The sequence below is a fragment of the Streptomyces sp. NEAU-sy36 genome, assembly GCF_013423905.1.
In the GTDB taxonomy this organism is placed as follows: domain Bacteria; phylum Actinomycetota; class Actinomycetes; order Streptomycetales; family Streptomycetaceae; genus Streptomyces; species Streptomyces misionensis.
Map to the genome: position 1 here is coordinate 3,626,479 of NZ_CP058977.1, position 15,825 is coordinate 3,642,303.

Here is a 15,825-nt window from a genome sequence, read left to right on the forward strand (position 1 = left end):
GGCCGATGCGCACGATCGGGTCCTGCGCCAGTCACCGGGAAGCCGCGGCAGGCGGGTGGCCAACGCCCGGATTCGAACCGGGGTTTCCGCATCGGGCGAACCCGAGTGCGGTGTCCTGGGCCGCTGGACGACGTAAGGCCACACGGAATGTACCCACCGGCACGGCGCGCGTCGACTCGTTTCCCCGTCCGCGCCGCGGCCCCTGCCCACCGGCCGCCGCACCGGCGCGGACCGGCCGCCTCCTATCCTGGTCGGATGATGGATGCGGGGGAGTTCCGGGTCGGTGACGTGCTGTCGGTCGCCTGTCCCTTCACACCGACGCGGGTCGAGCGAGGGGTGACGTGGGGCTGCGTCTCGGTGCGATGGCCGTGGTGGGACATCGACACCGACAGCGATTTCGTGCACTGGAACGGCAATGTCGCCCTGGGCGTGCACACCGGCGGGCGCGCCGACCCCGAAGTGGAGGCGGAGCTGTTCCGTACCGACCCGCCGCCCGAGCAGCTGAAGGCGGGCGACATCTGCCGGATCGGGGTGCCACCGACCGTCGTGCACGTGACGTCCGTGGAGCACCACGATCCACCGCTCGAAACGGGCTGGCTGCCCCGGCCCCGAAAGACCGTGACCGTGCTGCCTCGCGGCCTGTCCTACCGGGAGTTCCCGGACGGCAGCCATCTCGACGGCACGGGATACTCCATCCAGCCTGGTGACGGCATCCCCTTCACCTTCGAACTGCTGATGCGGCCGTACGCCTTCCTGCACCCGGGCGACGAGGTCGCCGACGCCGCCGGCCGGGCATGGCGGTTCGACGGTCCCTGGGACTGGACGGCCTTCGACGGGGAACCCCCGGGCGCGGGCCCCGAGTGGCCGCTCGTCCTGCTGACCCGCGCGGGATCACCGTGCTCCGCGGAGGACGCGGAAGCGGTCGGAGCGGGCACGGCCACCGGTTCGCACCAGGAGACGGTCCGGAACTGGATGTCGCTCACCGAGGCGTCGCCCACACCCTGACGCCGCACCGGCCCGGCACAGACGTACGGACCGCGATGGGGAGCCGCGGTCCGTACGCGTGTGGTGGGGTCACGGCCGGGGGCCGGTCCGCCGGGTGCGGTCGGTCAGCGCACCGCGGCGACCTTGGAGAGCGCCTTGGCCAGACCGTTCGCCCAGAGCTGGTTGACTCGGGAGCGCTCGGTCGCGTTCGGGTAGCGGTTGGTGCAGGACGGGCCGGGACCGCCACCCGACATGAGCTCACTGCACGGGCCGCTGTAGTGGTCGGGCAGGCCCAGCACGTGGCCCGTCTCGTGCGCGGCGACGCGGATCGAGTCGTACTGCTGGTTCTGCGTGTAGTCCAGGAAGATGTAGCCGCTGCCGTGGCCGTCGGTGGACGCGTACGACCCGCTCGAGTCGTTGCCCTCGTAGTACGCGAAGTCGGCGCTGCCCGTCGTCGACTGGAGTTTCACGTTGGACACGGAGCTGTTCCAGATCGAGGCGGCGCTCGATATCTGCGAACGGAAGCTGGGGGCCTGGGAGGCGTTGTAGTAGACGGTCACCGCCTTGAGGGAGGGGTGCTCGGCCTGTCGCTGGGCGACGGACCTCAACACCGCGTCGAAGAAAGCCTTGTTGCCGTTGTTCTCGGCGGAGCCGACGTAACCGGCGGCGCTGCGGGCCGGGGCCCGGTCGGCGCCCTGGGTCTGGGCGCCCGCCGGGGCCGCGGTGCCCAGGGCCGCCGCGGCCAGTCCGAGTCCGAGCGCGAGGGCCGCCAGTCTCCTGGAGTTCTTCTGCCCGGTCCTGGTACGGAACGACGTCATGTGGGGGGCTCCTACTCGTTCTGTGGGGTGGAACGATCGGTTGCCAGGAAGTCTCGGACAGCTGAACGGCTCGCGGGATGATGGCAATCGGGGATAGCACCGACCTATCACGTGCCAACTCATCCGTATTCATGCAAACTTCAACACCTGGTGTCCCACGGTGCCCCGCTCTACGCTCCCCCTCATGGAGCTGGAGGTCAGGCATCTGCGCGTGCTCTGTGCCATCGCCGACGCCGGCAGTCTGCACAGGGCGGCCCGGGAACTCGGCATGGCGCAGCCCTCGTTGAGCACCCAGCTGCGGCGCATCGAGAACGCCCTCGGCGCCCAGCTGTTCGTGCGCACCCGCACCGGCTGCCGCCCCACCCCGCTGGGTCTGGCGGTGCTCAGCCGGGCCAGGCCGCTGGTGACGGAGTTCGCGGCGATCGTGACGGAGACCCGGGCCGCGGCCGCCCGCGCCGCCGGCGGCTTCCAGCTGCGCATCGGCGCCACGGCGAGCCGCGCCATCCCCGGCTGGTTGTACCGGCTGCGGACCAGGGAGCCGCGGGTCGAGCCGACGCTCCAGATGAACGTGTCCGCCAACACGCTGCTGGCCATGGTCGCCGACGGCCGGCTGGACATGGCGTTCGTGCACGAGGTCGAGGGCAGCCCGCTGCGGATGCCGCCGGGACTCCGCGTCCGCGTCCTCGTCGAACGCGAGCCGCAGTTCGTCACCCTTGCCGCCCACCACCCGGCGGCCTCGCGAAGACGGGTGCGGATGGCCGACCTGGCCGGTGACCGCTGGATGATCGACGCCACCGTCGACGGCGAGTGGGACGCGCTGTGCCGGGCCCTGCGGTCGGCGGGGCTGCGTTCGGAGATGCTGCACGGCGACTACCTCACCGCGTACTCGCTGGCCGCGATCGGCGAGGTCGTCACCGTCAGCCAGCCGACCGCCCACCCCCGCCCCGATCTGGCCATCCGCCCGCTGGAGGGTGACCCCATCGGCGTGCGGCTGCTGCTGGCCGCCCGTACCGAAGCCGAACTGGACGACGTATACCGGTACTTGGAGGAGTCGTACTGGGCCGTGGCCCGGGAGGCACCGGCCTACATGGAGTGGCTGGAGAACGCCCGCGCCCCGGCCACCGGGCCACCGGCCGAGGCCCCCGTCCCACCGGACGACCGCCGCCGCCCGGGCCCGGTCCGGCTCCGCGAGCGGCCCGACTTCGACGCGCGCCTGCCCTCACCGGCGATCGAAACGCGCACCGGCTCCTTCCAGGCCGCCACCCGGGACATCCGGTGAACCCACTCCACTGCGCAAGCCCGCGCGGCCCGGCCCTCCACCGAGCACGGCAGCGTCACCGCCGGCCGTGCATGGAGGACGCCGTGGACGGCAACCTCGTCGACCCGGCGGTCCCTTCACGCGGTATCGGATGCCCTGCCGTGCCGGTCTGACAGTCCGTCGAACGGATCGGCGGGAACGGTGGAACCCGGCAGGGAAGGGTGTCGTGCCAGAGCCGACCGTACGTCAAGGGAGCGATGGGCACTGCCCGTTCCGTGTCCGCGGTCGAAACGGGCACCACGACTGCCCAGTGGTTTCCTGGTGCCTCCTCGGCCCGCCTGCTATCAGGGAGTACCGACCTTTTGCACGAGAGGCGACCCATGCACTCCCGCGACAACGAACGGGCCAAAGAGGCCGAGAACAGCCGTCCGCCGGCCCGAACACCCGCGGTCCCCGCTGCGCCGCCGCCCCCGCTCCTGGCGTTCCAGCGCAGCGCCGGGAACGCCGCCGTCGTCCAGATGCTCCGCCTGGCCGGCCATCCCGGGGCACGGGACGAACAGGCCGATCGGCCGGCCGTGCAGCGCTCCGCCGTGCACGACGTGCTGCGCGGACCCGGCCGTCCCCTCGACAACGACACGCGCGCCGAGATGGAGGCCCGGCTCGGCGCGGACTTCTCGGACGTCCGTATCCACACCGGCAGCGCCGCCAGGGCCTCGGCCGCCGAGATCGGGGCGCGGGCGTACACCTCGCGGGAGCATGTCGTCCTGGGCGACGGAGGCGGCGACAAGCACACCCTCGCGCATGAACTCACCCACGTCATCCAGCAGCGCCAGGGGCCCGTGGCGGGTGCCGACGACGGGACGGGGCTCAAGGTCTCCGACCCCGGCGACCGCTTCGAGCGGGAGGCCGAGGCCAACGCCTCGCGGGTGATGTCGGCGCCCGTCGCGCGGGCCGCCGAGGCACCGGTGCGCACACCGGAGTCCGCGCGGGCCCACGCAGGGGCGACGGACCGGCCCGACGTCCAGCGCGCCGGCGACCGGAGCAAGAACCCGCACGCCGACAGCGGTGGGGAACACAACGACTGGGAACTCACCGCCCACCACATCGTCCCGCACACCGCCCTGAAGAACGCCCTGGAGCAGCTGAGCGAAGAGGACAGGACGGACGTCCTGATAGAGGCGGTCCCGTCGAAGATCAGCAAGGACATGCTGCGGCGCCTCGGCCTCTCCGAGGAGCAGTGCAAGAGGATCAACCCCAAGAACATCCAGCAGGCTCTTCTGGACCGCCGGAAGGGCAAGGAGGAAATCGTCCCGGGAACCACCTACGACGAGATGCGTCTCGCCTTCTTCGAATGGCAGGGCGGGAACCAGTTCCTCGGCCCGAACACCAGCATCCGGGCGGAGCCGAGCGACTCCAAGGACGGCATCGACGTCGACGGCAAGTACTTCCTGCCGCCCGGCGCGGGTGACCTGAAGCAGCAGTTCAGCCGGGTCGTCAGTCTGGGGGACGGCCTGAAGAAGTCCCTGCGGAACGGCGCGGAGTCGAAGGAGATCGCCGACCTCCTCAAGGATCTCCTCGCCCTGACCAAGGACGTCGTTCCGGCGGCGTTCGACCCGAAGGGCTGGGTGGAGATCACGGACCCGAAGAGGGTCGAGGAGCTGGCGGGCAGCACGGACCTGGGGCGCAGCCACCTGGCCAAGTACTCCTTCTTCAAGTTCAGCACGGCCAATATCGAGCAGGAGTGCCCGATGCTCGTGAAGAAGGCGGACGGCTTCCACGTGCAGGGGGTCACCGACAAGGGCGGCTCGGGCTGGCGTCCCTACTACGAGGGCGCCCCGACGAAGAAGATCGACCAGAAGTACCTGCAGATCAAGGGCCAGTCCACGTACGTCAACATGGACAAGATCAGCAAGGACTTCCCCGACCTCTACGACTTCTGCGTGGGGAACTCGCTGCCGACCTCCACCTACCTCCCGCGATCCCTGTGCGCCCGGTTGGGGATCGAGTGAGCTGAGCACGGCGAGACGCTTGTGAACGCCTCGTCCTGGGTACTCGGAGCCGCGCCATTCACCGGCAGGACGCGTACGCGACGGCCCAGTGATCGCGCCAGGCAAGGGGAGAACGTGACGTGACGTTGCGCATCGGGGCAGAAGAAGAGTTTCACGTGCTGGACGTGGAGAGCGGCCGGCTGGTGCCACGCGCCCGCGCCGTTCTGGACCGGCTGCACCGGCCCGGATTCACCACCGAACTCCAGCGGTCGGCCGTGGAGAGCAACAGCGCGGTGCACGACACCCTCGATGCCCTCTTCGCGGACCTCGCCCGGTCACGGCGGCTGCTGGACGCCTCCGCCTCCTCGCTCGGCCTGGTCACGGTGGCCGCGGGCACCGTGCCGCTGGCCCGGTTGAGCCCCGGTGACGTCACCGCCGGGCGCCGCTACCGGCACATGGCCGACGAGTACCGCAGGGTCGCCGACGAGCAGCTGATCTGCAGCGCGCAGGTGCACGTCGACATACCCGACCGGGACACCGCCGTGCGCGCCATGTGCCTGGTGGCGCCCTGGCTGCCGCCGCTGCTCGCGCTGTCCGCCAGCTCGCCGTTCTGGCTCGGCGAGGACACCGGCTACGCCAGCTGGCGGACCATGCTGTGGCAGCGTTGGCCCACCGCCGGGCCGCCGGGCTGTTACGCCGACGCCGCCGCGTACGACCGGGCGCTGGACGAGCTGATCGGCTCGGGTGCCATCAGCGACGCCGGTATGGCGTACCAGGACGTACGGCCCTCCGCGCACCAGCGCACGCTGGAGCTGCGGATCTGCGACGCCTGTCCGCGGGTGGAGACGGTCGTGCTCGTCGCGGGCCTCTTCCGGGCGCTGGTCCGGGACGCCTGCGAGCGGCTGGCCCGAGGGAACGCCGTCCGGTGTGACGGCCACCACGAGTGGCTCCGGGCCGCGAGCTGGCGAGCCGCCCGCTCCGGTCTGGAAGGCGTACTGGTCGACCCGGTCACCCGGCGCGCCGTGCCCGCCCACGGGGTGCTGCGCGACATGACGGCCCGGCTGCGCCCCGCGCTGGAGGCGTCCGGCGACTGGGAGAACGTGCACGAGCTGCTCGGTCGGGCCCTGGCCGACGGCAGTGCCGCGCACCGGCTGCGGCAGGCCGCCGGGCGCGATGACCTGCTCGCCAGTGTCGACCTGCTGATCGCCGAGACCCGCGGCGCAGCCGGTCCGCGCGGGGGCGTGGCGGCCCGGCCCGCCCGCGCCCCCCACCTCAGCCCGGTCGCCGGAGGCGCCGGATCCTGACGGGTCGATCCCATGTCCGCCTGCCCCACGCTTCGTCCGGCACCGGCGGTGCCCGACGACCGCCCCAGGAGAGTGGTCAGCACCATGTCCCACGTCCCCGCCCGCACCATCACCGACGATCACCCGCGCCCGGCCGCCCGGCCCGCCCGCGCGTCCGTCCCGCCCGGCGGACACCCCCCGGCGCCCGGCGCGGCCGCCCTGAAGGGGGTGACCGCCTGATGTGCGGGCTCAGCGGCGAGATCCGGTTCGACGGCCGGCAGCCGGACCTCGCCGCCGTCGAACGCATGACAGACCGGCTCGCGCCCCGTGGGCCCGACGGCCGCGGGCTGTGGTCACAGGGGCCCGCCGCACTCGGCCACCGGCGACTGAAGATCATCGACCTGACGGACAGCGGCGCGCAGCCGATGGCCGACCCCCGGGCGCGGCTCGTCGGCGTGTTCAACGGGTGCGTCTACAACTACCGTGAACTGCGCTCCGAACTCGCCTCCCGGGGCCATCAGTTCTACTCCGAGTCCGACACCGAGGTGGTGCTGAAGGCGTACCTGGAGTGGGGCGCCTCCTGCGTCGAGCACTTCGTCGGCATGTTCGCCTTCGTGATCGTCGAGCAGGCCGGCGGCCGGGTGGTCCTCGCCCGCGACCGGCTGGGCATCAAGCCGCTCTACCTGGCGGAGTCGCCCGGACGGCTGCGGTTCGCCTCCTCGCTGCCCGCGCTGCTGACGGCCGGCGGGGTGGACACCTCCCTCGACCCCGCCGCACTGCACCACTACTTCAGCTGGCACGCGACCGTGCCCGCACCCCGCACCGTCCTCAACGGGGTGCGCAAGCTGCCGCCTGCCACCGTGCGGGTCGTCGAGGCGGACGGCACCTACCGCGACCACTGCTACTGGCAACCGCTCTACACGCGCCGCCCCGAGCACGCCGGCCTGACCGCACAGGACTGGACGGACGCGGTACTGGAGGCGCTGCGCACGGCCGTGCGGCGCCGGATGGTCGCCGACGTTCCGGTGGGCGTGCTGCTGTCGGGCGGCCTGGACTCCAGCCTCATCGTGGCGCTGCTGGCCGACGAGGGGCAGCGCGACCTGGCCACCTTCAGCGTCGGCTTCGAGGCCGAGGGAGGCGAGGAGGGCGACGAGTTCCACTACTCCGACCTGATGGCACGGCACTTCGACACCGACCACCACCAGCTGATGGTCCCCTCCGACCGGGTCTCGCAGGCCCTGGACGGGGCAGTCCAGGCCATGAGCGAGCCCATGACCAGCCACGATGTGGTCGCCTTCCACCTCCTGTCGGAGCAGGTGGCCAAAGAGGTCAAGGTCGTGCAGAGCGGTCAGGGCGCCGACGAGGTCTTCGCCGGCTACCACTGGTACCCGCAGATGGCCCACGTGCCCCGGCACCGGGCACCCGACGCGTACGCCGAGACGTACTTCGACCGTCCGCACGCCGACCTCGCACGTCTCCTGGACCCCTCGGTGCTGCCCGCCGACGATGTCTCCGGCGACTTCGTGCGGGCCCACATGGCCACGCCCGGCGCCGAGACCGCCCTGGACGCCGAGCTGCGGCTGGACACCCACGTGATGATGGTCGACGACCCGGTCAAACGGGTCGACAACATGACCATGGACTGGGGGCTGGAGGCACGCGTGCCGTTCCTCGACCACGAACTGGTCGAACTGGCTGCCGCCTGCCCGCCGGAACTCAAACTGGCGGACGGCGGGAAAGGCGTCCTGAAGGCGGCGGGCCGCAAGGTCCTGCCGCGGGAGGTCGTCGACCGGCCCAAGGGCTACTTCCCCGTCCCGGCGATCAAGCACATGGCCGGGCCGGTGCTGCAACGCGTCCGTGAGGCCCTCTCCGCTCCCGAGGCGCGGGCCCGCGGGCTGTACCGCCAACGTCACGTCGACGAACTGCTCGCCGCGCCCGACGCCCACCGCACCAAGCGCGGGGCGAACGCGCTGTGGCAGGCCGCTTTGCTGGAAATATGGCTGCAGACCCACGGAATCCGCTGACCGGCGCCCGCTCCTTCCCACCGCGCCCGGCCGGGGACGTGGGGGAGGGCGTGCGGGCAGGCCCGCCGGGCGACGCGCCCGGGCGCCCCGCCTCCGATCGGCCCGGGCGCCCCGCCTCCGATCGGCCCGGGAGCGCGGCCGACGCCCCACGGGCGGACCCCGCAGACGCGTCGGACCCGGCGGACCTGGCGGACCTGGCGGACCGCTCCGAGCCTGGCCGGCCGGAGGACGCGACCGATGCCGGGCACCGACCCCGGACGGGAGCCGGGGAACCCGGCCGGGTCCGGACCGCGGCGGACCGCACGCGGCCCGGCCGCGCCCGTGGCACGGACACCGCCCGCGGCGTGCGGCCCCCCGACGGCGAGGCGGGGTTCGCGGCAGGCGACCGCGCAGGTGACGGCCCGGCCCTCGCGTGGAGCGGTCCGACCGTGCCGGCGGCCGGCCTCCGACGACCGGTGCGGGCGGAGCGGGCAGCGGACCGGACCGAGACCCGGTCGCCCCGGCAAAACCCGCCGTACCCCCACGACGTACCGGCGGACCTGTCACGGCCCGGGACGGAGCGCGCGGTGTCCGCCGACGAGCTGTCCGGGCATGCGGCGAGCGGCGAGACGCAGGCCGCGCCGGAGACCCTGGTCGTTCCGGATGCCGCCGTGTCGCTCGACGACGTTCCCCGGGTGCTCGTCTCGCACGGCTGCTGGTACCCCTCGGTGGATCCCGGCGGGCGGCATGTCGCGTTCATCTGCGACCGCGGCGGGGTGCCGCAGCTGTGGGAGGGCCCGGTCGACAGTGACGACGTGCACCTGCTGGACGCCGAACCGGATCCGGTGACCGAGGTCGCCTGGTCGCCGGACGGACGGTGGATCGCCTACACGACCGCACCGGGGGGCAGCGAGCACACGCGTGTGCTGTGCGTGCGCCCCGACGGCACGGGACGGCGGGTCCTGGCGGGTGGCGAGCCGGGCAGTTCGGCGTACCTCGGCTGCTGGGCGCGCGACGGCTCCGCGCTCGCCGTGACGGTCGCCGAGGCCCCCGCGCGCCTGCCACTCGCCGATGTGGACGTTTCCGGCGCCGCAAGCACCGAGCACAGTGGTGCGGCCGCTCCCGGCGCGGGCGTCCCCACACCCGTGCCGCCCGTCTCCGGAGCCGCCGAGACGGTCCATCCGGAGGGCTGGACCGTGCGGGACGGACGCGCCACCCTCCTGGGCGCACCGTCCGTCCCCGCACAGCCGACCGGTCACGCCGCAACCGTCTCCGCCGCCGCCGGCCACGACGCGGCCGGGGCCGAAACCGGTCCCAGGACGCTGTCGGCCTACCTCGTCGACCCCGACGGATCGGCCGCCCCCGTACTGGTGGCCAGTGAACGGGAGGCCGCCACCCTGCGCGTGTGCGACATCAGCAGGGACGGGCGGCTGGCGCTGGTGCGCCGCGGCCCGCGGGCCCGGCGGGAGGCACTGGTCGTGCGCATCCGGGACCAGTGGGTGACCTGCGCGGTGCCGGTCGCCGACGGAGACCCGTGGATCGGCGCGTTCTCACCGGACGCCCGGACCCTCTGGCTGCGCAGCGACCACGAACGCGAGCACGCCGCCCTGTACGCCGTCGCCCTCGACCCGAGGGGCGGACGAACCGGCCTGACGGTGGCCGCCCAACGCGACGGCAGCGGACTGGAGTTGCTGACCCTGGACCGCGGCGGCCGCGGCGCGGTGCTGTCCTGGAACGTGCGCGGTGTCAGCGAGCTGGAGGTGACCCCGCTGGTGCCCGGGACGGCCCTCGACCGGCCTCGCGCCGTGCCGCTCCCGCACGAGGTGGTCACCCGCGTGGCCGTCACCGCGGACCCGGACGCCCCCGTGGTGGCGCTGTCGGGATCACTGCGCCGGCCCGGGGTGTGGTGGCTGCCCCAGGGCGCCGCGCTGCGCACCCCGTGGTCCTCGCGGGACGAGGACGTGGTGGCCCCCGGCGTCCACCGCCCCGTACGGCCGGTGCCGATGAGCCCCCGCGCCCGGGACGGCCTGGGCCTCGGCGGCTGGTACTACCGGGCGCGGGGCCGCTCCCCGAGGGAGCCCGCGCCCTGCGTCCTGCATCTGCACGGCGGCCCGGAGGAACAGGAGCGCCCGGTGTTCGACCCGCTCTACCACGAGTTGCTGGGCCGGGGACTGGACGTCTTCGCCCCCGATGTGCGCGGTTCCTCCGGCTACGGCCGCTCCTTCGTCGACGCGGACCTGGGCCGGGGCCGGTTCGCCGCGATCGAGGACGTCGCCGACTGCGCGGCGCACGTCGTCGTGAAGGGCCTGGCCGACCCGCTCCGGCTGGCCGTGATGGGCCACTCCTACGGCGGCTACCTGGTGATGGCCTCCCTCGTCTGGCACCCGGAGCTGTTCCGCACCGGCGTCCCGGTGTGCGGCATGTCGAACTTCGCCACGTTCTTCTCGGGCACCGAGCCATGGCTCGCCCAGTCGGCCGCCCACAAGTACGGGCATCCGGAACGGGACCGGGAACTGCTGCACGCGCTGTCGCCGATGAGCCGCGTCGACGCGCTGCGCGTGCCGGTGCTGGCGGTGCACGGCGAGCACGACACCAACGTGCCGCCCGGCGAGTCCGAGCAGTTCGTGCGGGCGGCCCGGGAGCGCGGTGTGGAGGCGGAACTCCTGGTCCTGCGCGACGAGGGCCACGACTTCCGGCGGGCGGACAACCGCCGCGCCTTCCGCAGGGCCGCCGCCGACTGGATCCAGCGTCATCTGACCGGCTGACATCGGGGCCGCCCGCTCCCGGCCGCGCGACCCACCCCTCGCGGGGAGGCGGTGCACCGCTCACTCGGCCCTGGACGGGGCCGTGCCCCCGCGCTCCCGCGCGGGGGTGCGCAGGGCGAGCAGGGCGACGTCGTCGAGACCCGGCGGCTGGACGCGGCGCAGGAGCTGGTCGGTGAAGGACGGCAGCGGGCGGTGGGCGAGGGCGGCGGCGTGCCGGCGCAGCTGGTTCAGGCCGTCGTCGAGGGTGTGGCCCGGTTTCTCGACGAGTCCGTCGGTGTAGAGCACGAGGGTGGAGCCCGGTGGCAGGAGGACGGTGGCGTCGGAACGCGACATGCGCACCCCGGTCCCCAGCAGGAGCCCGTGGCCGTCGGTCAGGTACTCCGCCAGACCGTCCCGCGTGATGAGCAGGGGCGGGGGGTGACCGGCGTTGGTCCAGGACAGCTGCCAGTGGCCGTCGTCGGTCCGGGTCACCCGAGCGAGGACGAGGGTGGCCATGGTCACGTCGGTGATCGGCATGATCGCCTCGTCCAGGCGGTCGACGATCCGGCTGGGCGGCCCTTCCTGGGCCCAGGCGTAGGCGCGCAGCATGTTGCGCAGCTGGGCCATGCCCGCGGCGGCTTCCAGGTCGTGGCCGACGACGTCGCCGACGGCGAGCGCGGTGGCGCCGTCGGGCAGGGTGAAGGCGTCGTACCAGTCGCCGCCGACCTGCGAGGCGTCGGGGGCGGGCAGGTAGCGCACGGCCATCTGGAGCCCGGGCACGCGCGGCATCTGGGGCAGCAGATGGTTCTGCATGGTCTCGGCGACCTTGCGCTGGCGCTGGTAGAGGCGGGCGTTGTCCAGGGCCAGGCCGGCCCGGCGCGCGATGTCCTCCAGTAGGGGCAGGTCGGCGACGGTGAAGCTGCCCGGCTTGCTGGCACGGCCGAGGGTGAGGGCTCCCAGGACGTCCCGGGTGCTGCGCAGGGGCACCATGGCGGCGGAGTGCACGCCGGCGCTCTCGAAGAGACGACGCTGCTCGGCCGTGATGCCGGAGTCCGGCGCGCCCTGGTAGGTGTCGGGGTCGGCCAAGGCGGAGGAGACGCCCCGCAGCGCCTTCGACAGGGGCATCAGGGACTCCTCCGGGACCGGCGGCATCGGCCCTTCGAGGTCCTCGTGGCGGATCAGGACGTCGCCGTCGGCCTGGGCCACGACGGTGCGCCACACCTCGTCGCGTTCGGTGATCAGATCGATGACGGCCCAGTCCGCGAGGCGCGGCAGGACCAGCCCCACCAGCCGGCGCAGCGCCTCGTCGATGTCGAACGTGCTCGTCAGCTGTGTCGTGGTCTCGGCGAGCAGGGCCAGCCGCTCGAAGTCGGTCAGCGTTCCGGCGGACTGCTCCCGGGGCGGTCCGGTGTCGGCGGCCGCCCGGCGGGGGAAGAAGACGACCAGCGTGCCGGTGCCCTCCTCACCGACGTCGTACGGCGTGAGCGTCCAGGAGACCGGGAGCAGGGAGCCGTCGGCGTGCTCGAAGTACTCTTCGCCGCCCTGGGCCGGGCACCCGGCCAGGAACGCCTGCCGCATGCCGCACTGCGTCGCGGGCAGCTGCTGGCCCTGCGGCCCGCGGTGCAGCAGGTCGTGCGCGTCCTGCCCCATGAGTTCGTCGGCGGTATGGCCCAGCAGCTCCTCGGCGCGGCTGTTGACGGCGATGACGCAGCCCTGCTCGTCCACGATGTAGGCTCCCGCCCCGATGGCGTCCAGCGCCGGGGCGAGGTGAGCAGAGGGCACCACCGCGGACTCCTTCCGTCCGGCCTGCGTGCTCTCCGGTCCCACCATGGTCCTGGTCTCCCTCTTCGATCCTCGTGTGCCCGGCCGGAGCCGGCCGCCCGCCCGACGGCCCCTGCATGACTGTTCCCGCACCCGCAGCCCGCTCTACCAGCCGGGCGACACGTCCCTGGAGATCCACCCCAAGGGCTGCGGCGCGCCCATTGGGCCGGGCGGCGGCGTCATCGACGCCGCCGCCCTCGGGATCGGCGTGGACCGAGTGCGTACGTTCATCCCGCCCGACTTCCCCCTGCCCGTCCGGACAACCCATCCGGCGGTTCCGCCGCGGTCGCGGCCACCGCGTGCCGAACGCCTTGAGCAGCCCACCGACGAGCCGGGGTGCGAGAGCGAGCGGCGGAAGACGGTGCCGTGTCAGCCCTCCGGCGTGCCCGCGCACGCGTCCTCGCCGTCGAGCGGGAGGGGGCGGCCGAAGACGACCATCGCCCGGCCGGGACCGTTGTAGTCGTCGACGGTCCTCGCCTCGAACCCGAGGCGGCGGTGGAACGCGATCGAGCCGGTGTTCCCGGGCGATGTGATCGCCTTCAGACGCACGGCGCCATGGCGCTGCGCGGCCTCGGCGAACGCCGTGTACAGGCGGCGCCCGAGACCGGTGCCGCGGGCGTCGTCCCGTGTGGCGATCAGGTGCACGTACCCGGTGCGGGCCGGCGTGACGAACCCGATGACGTACCCGTGGATGCCGTCCTCGGCCCGGGCCACCAGACAGGTCTCGCCGAACTCCTGCACCAGCGCCGTCAGGTGCAGGGACCGCAGGTCGCGTTCTCCCCAGTACCGGTGGTGATCAGAGAGAACCTGGTGCAGGTCGGCCGTCCCGGCCGGGGTGATCCGTGTGCGCATGACGGGATCATGGCAGGCGCTCCGCCCTTCGGGGAGCGTCGTGCGCGCCCGTGACACGGCGACGACCGCGCCGGTGGGCGGGTTGCGGCGTTCGGGCGGGTCCCTCCCCCTCCCCGTGGCCGGGCCCCGCACGCGGACGACGCGGACCGCTCCCCGTTGCGGGAGCGATCCGCGCCGTCGGACTACGCGCCGCCGGGACGGCGGACGCCGGGCCGCCCGTTCACTCGGCGCGCCACAGCGCCGGAACCTTCGGCGGTTCCCAGCCCGGCTGGGCCGTGTGCGGCTGGAGGCAGACGTAGGCGCGGCCGGCGTACGTGACCCGGTCCCCGGCCCGGTAGCCGACACCCACGGCCCAGGTCCCGTCCGGCGGTGTGGGGCCGGGACCCTGGTCCTGCGGGACGTCGAGGACGAAGTCGAACGCCGCCTCCCGGCCGCCGCCCGCGTCGCGCACGGTCATCAGCAGCCGCGGATCGAAGATCGTGTCGGTGTTGTTGCGCGGCTCGTTCGGGAAGTACAGCTGCGTCGTCAGGACCGGCCGCCCCGGCGCCTGGAGCTTGACGTGGAGGTGGCGGGTCCGTCCCGGGTAGAGGCCCGGCACGATGGTGGTGAGCGTGAACGCGCCGCGGGAGTCGGTGAACTGGTGCCCGCGCAGCCGGAACCCGGTGTTGTCGTAGGCGCCGTCGTCGTCGGCCTGCCAGAAGTCCAGCAGGACACCGCTCAGTGGGAGGCAGGCGCGGCCGAAGACATAGCCGGTCACGGTGAGCGGGGTGCCGGGCAGACCGGGCTCCAGCAGGCTGGTGCGCTGCGGCGAGTCCGGCTTGAAGTAGGGGCCTTCGATCTGCTGCGGGGTCGGGTCGTCGCCGTCGTCGCAGGACGGGGTGAGTCGCGGAGCGGTACCGCCGGCCGCCGCGGCGCGGGCGAGGGCCGGCCCGCCGGCCAGGGCGACGGGTATCGCGGCGGCGGCCGCGAGGGCCGCGCGCAGCACCGTCTTGCGGTGGACGAGCCGGGGAGATCCCGGTTCGCGGTCGGCGCCGGGTTCGTTCGTGCCCGCGCCGTGCGTGGCTGATCCGTCCATGTCTCCTCCTTGTGGGGGTGGCGGGCAACGAAACTAGGCGGTCCCGGGCGGGGCTTCGAGGGACGGACGGTGGCGGCTCTGGTGTTTTCGGAAGGCCCCGGGACTGACACCGGTCTCGCGCCGGAAGAACCGGCCGAAGTAGGCCGGGTCGGCGAATCCGGTGCGGGCGGCTACCTGCCGCACCGACAGCTGGGTGTGGGCGAGCAGTTGCTGGGCCAGGTACACGCGTGCCTCGATGAGCAGCCGTCCGGGCGGGCGGCCGGTCGCGGCCCGCACCGCCTGGGTGAGGTACCCGGGCGTGACGCCCAGCCGGTCGGCGCACTCCTGCACCGTCCAGCCCGACGCCTCCGAACGGCCGATCAGCCGCGCGAACGCCTCGGCCACGGCGGCCGTACGGCCCCGGCCGCCCGGGGCGCTCCGGTGGCCGTCGTGGACCGGGAGCCGGGCGGCGCGTACGACGAGCACATGGAGCAGGGACCGCAGGACGCTCTCGTGCCCCGGGGCCCGCTGCCGGTACTCCGTGACCAGTTCGCCGATCAGGGACCCGACCGACCGGTCGTGCCCGGTGTCCAGCGCGAACCACCGCGAGCCGAGTTCCCGCAGCACCGCGCGGTCGCCGGGATGGTCCACCAGGAAGTCGTCGGTGAACAGCACGAGCGACCCCTCCGGGCCCCGGCCGCCCTCCCAGTGGTGCACCTGGCCGGGCAGGATCACGGTCAGCTGCGGGGGGCGCACCGGCCACCGGGCGAGATCGACGACATGGGTGCCCGAACCGGCGCGGACGTGGACGATCTCGTAGAAGGTGTGCCGGTGCGGCCGGTCCCACCGGGACAGCGGACCCACTTCCTCGAAGGAGCCCGCCGCGAAGGGCGGGGCGCCGGGCCCGGCCACCTCCAGCCGGTGCAGCGGCACATCCCCCGGGCAGGAGGGCAGGCTGGGAACTCCCGGTAGGACCGTGGTGCTGCGCATCGGTCGCACTCCTTTCTCGGGCACCGGTCG

Annotated in this window: 12 protein-coding genes and 1 tRNA gene; 7 read left to right on the plus strand and 6 right to left on the minus strand. The window is 73.4% G+C overall.

Translation table 11 applies throughout. The features are described 5' to 3' along the window. Positions 1–56: 56 nt before the first annotated feature. Positions 57–140 (minus strand) — tRNA-OTHER (locus HZZ00_RS16770). Positions 141–255: 115 nt separating this feature from the next. Between HZZ00_RS16770 and HZZ00_RS16775 the strand changes: the two genes are divergently transcribed. Next, positions 256–1,005, plus strand: a complete 750-nt coding sequence (locus tag HZZ00_RS16775; protein ID WP_180332940.1) for a hypothetical protein — start codon at positions 256–258, stop codon at positions 1,003–1,005. A 104-nt stretch (positions 1,006–1,109) separates the two neighbouring features. On the opposite strand, the gene snpA is transcribed toward HZZ00_RS16775, so the two are convergent. Beyond that, positions 1,110–1,802 carry a snapalysin gene (gene snpA / locus HZZ00_RS16780; RefSeq protein WP_180332941.1) on the minus strand — a complete coding sequence of 231 codons (693 nt, stop codon included), beginning with the start codon at positions 1,800–1,802 and terminating at the stop codon, positions 1,110–1,112. 184 nt (positions 1,803–1,986) lie between these two features. Between snpA and HZZ00_RS16785 the strand changes: the two genes are divergently transcribed. From HZZ00_RS16785 to HZZ00_RS16805, 6 genes are all read left to right on the plus strand, one after another. After that, positions 1,987–3,081, plus strand: a complete 1,095-nt coding sequence (locus tag HZZ00_RS16785) for a LysR family transcriptional regulator (protein WP_180332942.1) — start codon at positions 1,987–1,989, stop codon at positions 3,079–3,081. 359 nt (positions 3,082–3,440) lie between these two features. Then, complete coding sequence (locus HZZ00_RS16790) at positions 3,441–5,069, plus strand: DUF4157 domain-containing protein (protein ID WP_180332943.1); 1,629 nt, start codon at positions 3,441–3,443, stop codon at positions 5,067–5,069. A 119-nt stretch (positions 5,070–5,188) separates the two neighbouring features. After that, positions 5,189–6,352, plus strand: coding sequence for a YbdK family carboxylate-amine ligase (locus HZZ00_RS16795; RefSeq protein WP_180332944.1), 1,164 nt, complete (start codon positions 5,189–5,191; stop codon positions 6,350–6,352). 84 nt (positions 6,353–6,436) lie between these two features. Further along, the gene (locus tag HZZ00_RS38385) at positions 6,437–6,571 is read left to right on the plus strand and encodes a hypothetical protein (protein ID WP_257585836.1); all 135 of its coding nucleotides are present in this window, start codon (positions 6,437–6,439) and stop codon (positions 6,569–6,571) included. Then, positions 6,571–8,355 carry an N-acetylglutaminylglutamine amidotransferase gene (locus tag HZZ00_RS16800; protein WP_180332945.1) on the plus strand — a complete coding sequence of 595 codons (1,785 nt, stop codon included), beginning with the start codon at positions 6,571–6,573 and terminating at the stop codon, positions 8,353–8,355. The genes HZZ00_RS38385 and HZZ00_RS16800 overlap by 1 nt, the downstream gene beginning before the upstream one ends. A 566-nt stretch (positions 8,356–8,921) precedes the next feature. Further along, complete coding sequence (locus HZZ00_RS16805) at positions 8,922–11,099, plus strand: prolyl oligopeptidase family serine peptidase (RefSeq protein WP_374028533.1); 2,178 nt, start codon at positions 8,922–8,924, stop codon at positions 11,097–11,099. 60 nt (positions 11,100–11,159) lie between these two features. Here the strand turns inward: HZZ00_RS16805 and HZZ00_RS16810 are convergent, their stop codons facing one another. From HZZ00_RS16810 to HZZ00_RS16825, 4 genes are all read right to left on the minus strand, one after another. Continuing rightward, a complete protein-coding gene (locus HZZ00_RS16810; RefSeq protein ID WP_180332946.1) occupies positions 11,160–12,908 on the minus strand; it encodes a SpoIIE family protein phosphatase in 1,749 nt (582 codons plus the stop codon). A 360-nt stretch (positions 12,909–13,268) separates the two neighbouring features. Beyond that, complete coding sequence (locus tag HZZ00_RS16815; RefSeq protein WP_180332947.1) at positions 13,269–13,751, minus strand: GNAT family N-acetyltransferase; 483 nt, start codon at positions 13,749–13,751, stop codon at positions 13,269–13,271. 220 nt (positions 13,752–13,971) lie between these two features. Beyond that, positions 13,972–14,826 (minus strand): carbohydrate-binding protein, encoded by an 855-nt coding sequence (locus HZZ00_RS16820; protein ID WP_180332948.1) that lies wholly within the window; start codon positions 14,824–14,826, stop codon positions 13,972–13,974. Between the two features lie 33 nt (positions 14,827–14,859). Further along, complete coding sequence (locus tag HZZ00_RS16825; protein WP_180332949.1) at positions 14,860–15,795, minus strand: AraC family transcriptional regulator; 936 nt, start codon at positions 15,793–15,795, stop codon at positions 14,860–14,862. Between the last annotated feature and the right edge of the window lie 30 nt (positions 15,796–15,825).

Coding starts and splice junctions, on each gene's coding strand:
- HZZ00_RS16775 (WP_180332940.1), top strand. CDS start 256: ATGATGGATGCGGGGGAGTTCCGGGTCGGTGACGTGCTGTCGGTCGCC.
- snpA (WP_180332941.1), bottom strand. CDS start 1,802: ATGACGTCGTTCCGTACCAGGACCGGGCAGAAGAACTCCAGGAGACTG.
- HZZ00_RS16785 (WP_180332942.1), top strand. CDS start 1,987: ATGGAGCTGGAGGTCAGGCATCTGCGCGTGCTCTGTGCCATCGCCGAC.
- HZZ00_RS16790 (WP_180332943.1), top strand. CDS start 3,441: ATGCACTCCCGCGACAACGAACGGGCCAAAGAGGCCGAGAACAGCCGT.
- HZZ00_RS38385 (WP_257585836.1), top strand. CDS start 6,437: ATGTCCCACGTCCCCGCCCGCACCATCACCGACGATCACCCGCGCCCG.
- HZZ00_RS16800 (WP_180332945.1), top strand. CDS start 6,571: ATGTGCGGGCTCAGCGGCGAGATCCGGTTCGACGGCCGGCAGCCGGAC.
- HZZ00_RS16810 (WP_180332946.1), bottom strand. CDS start 12,908: ATGGTGGGACCGGAGAGCACGCAGGCCGGACGGAAGGAGTCCGCGGTG.
- HZZ00_RS16815 (WP_180332947.1), bottom strand. CDS start 13,751: ATGCGCACACGGATCACCCCGGCCGGGACGGCCGACCTGCACCAGGTT.
- HZZ00_RS16820 (WP_180332948.1), bottom strand. CDS start 14,826: ATGGACGGATCAGCCACGCACGGCGCGGGCACGAACGAACCCGGCGCC.
- HZZ00_RS16825 (WP_180332949.1), bottom strand. CDS start 15,795: ATGCGCAGCACCACGGTCCTACCGGGAGTTCCCAGCCTGCCCTCCTGC.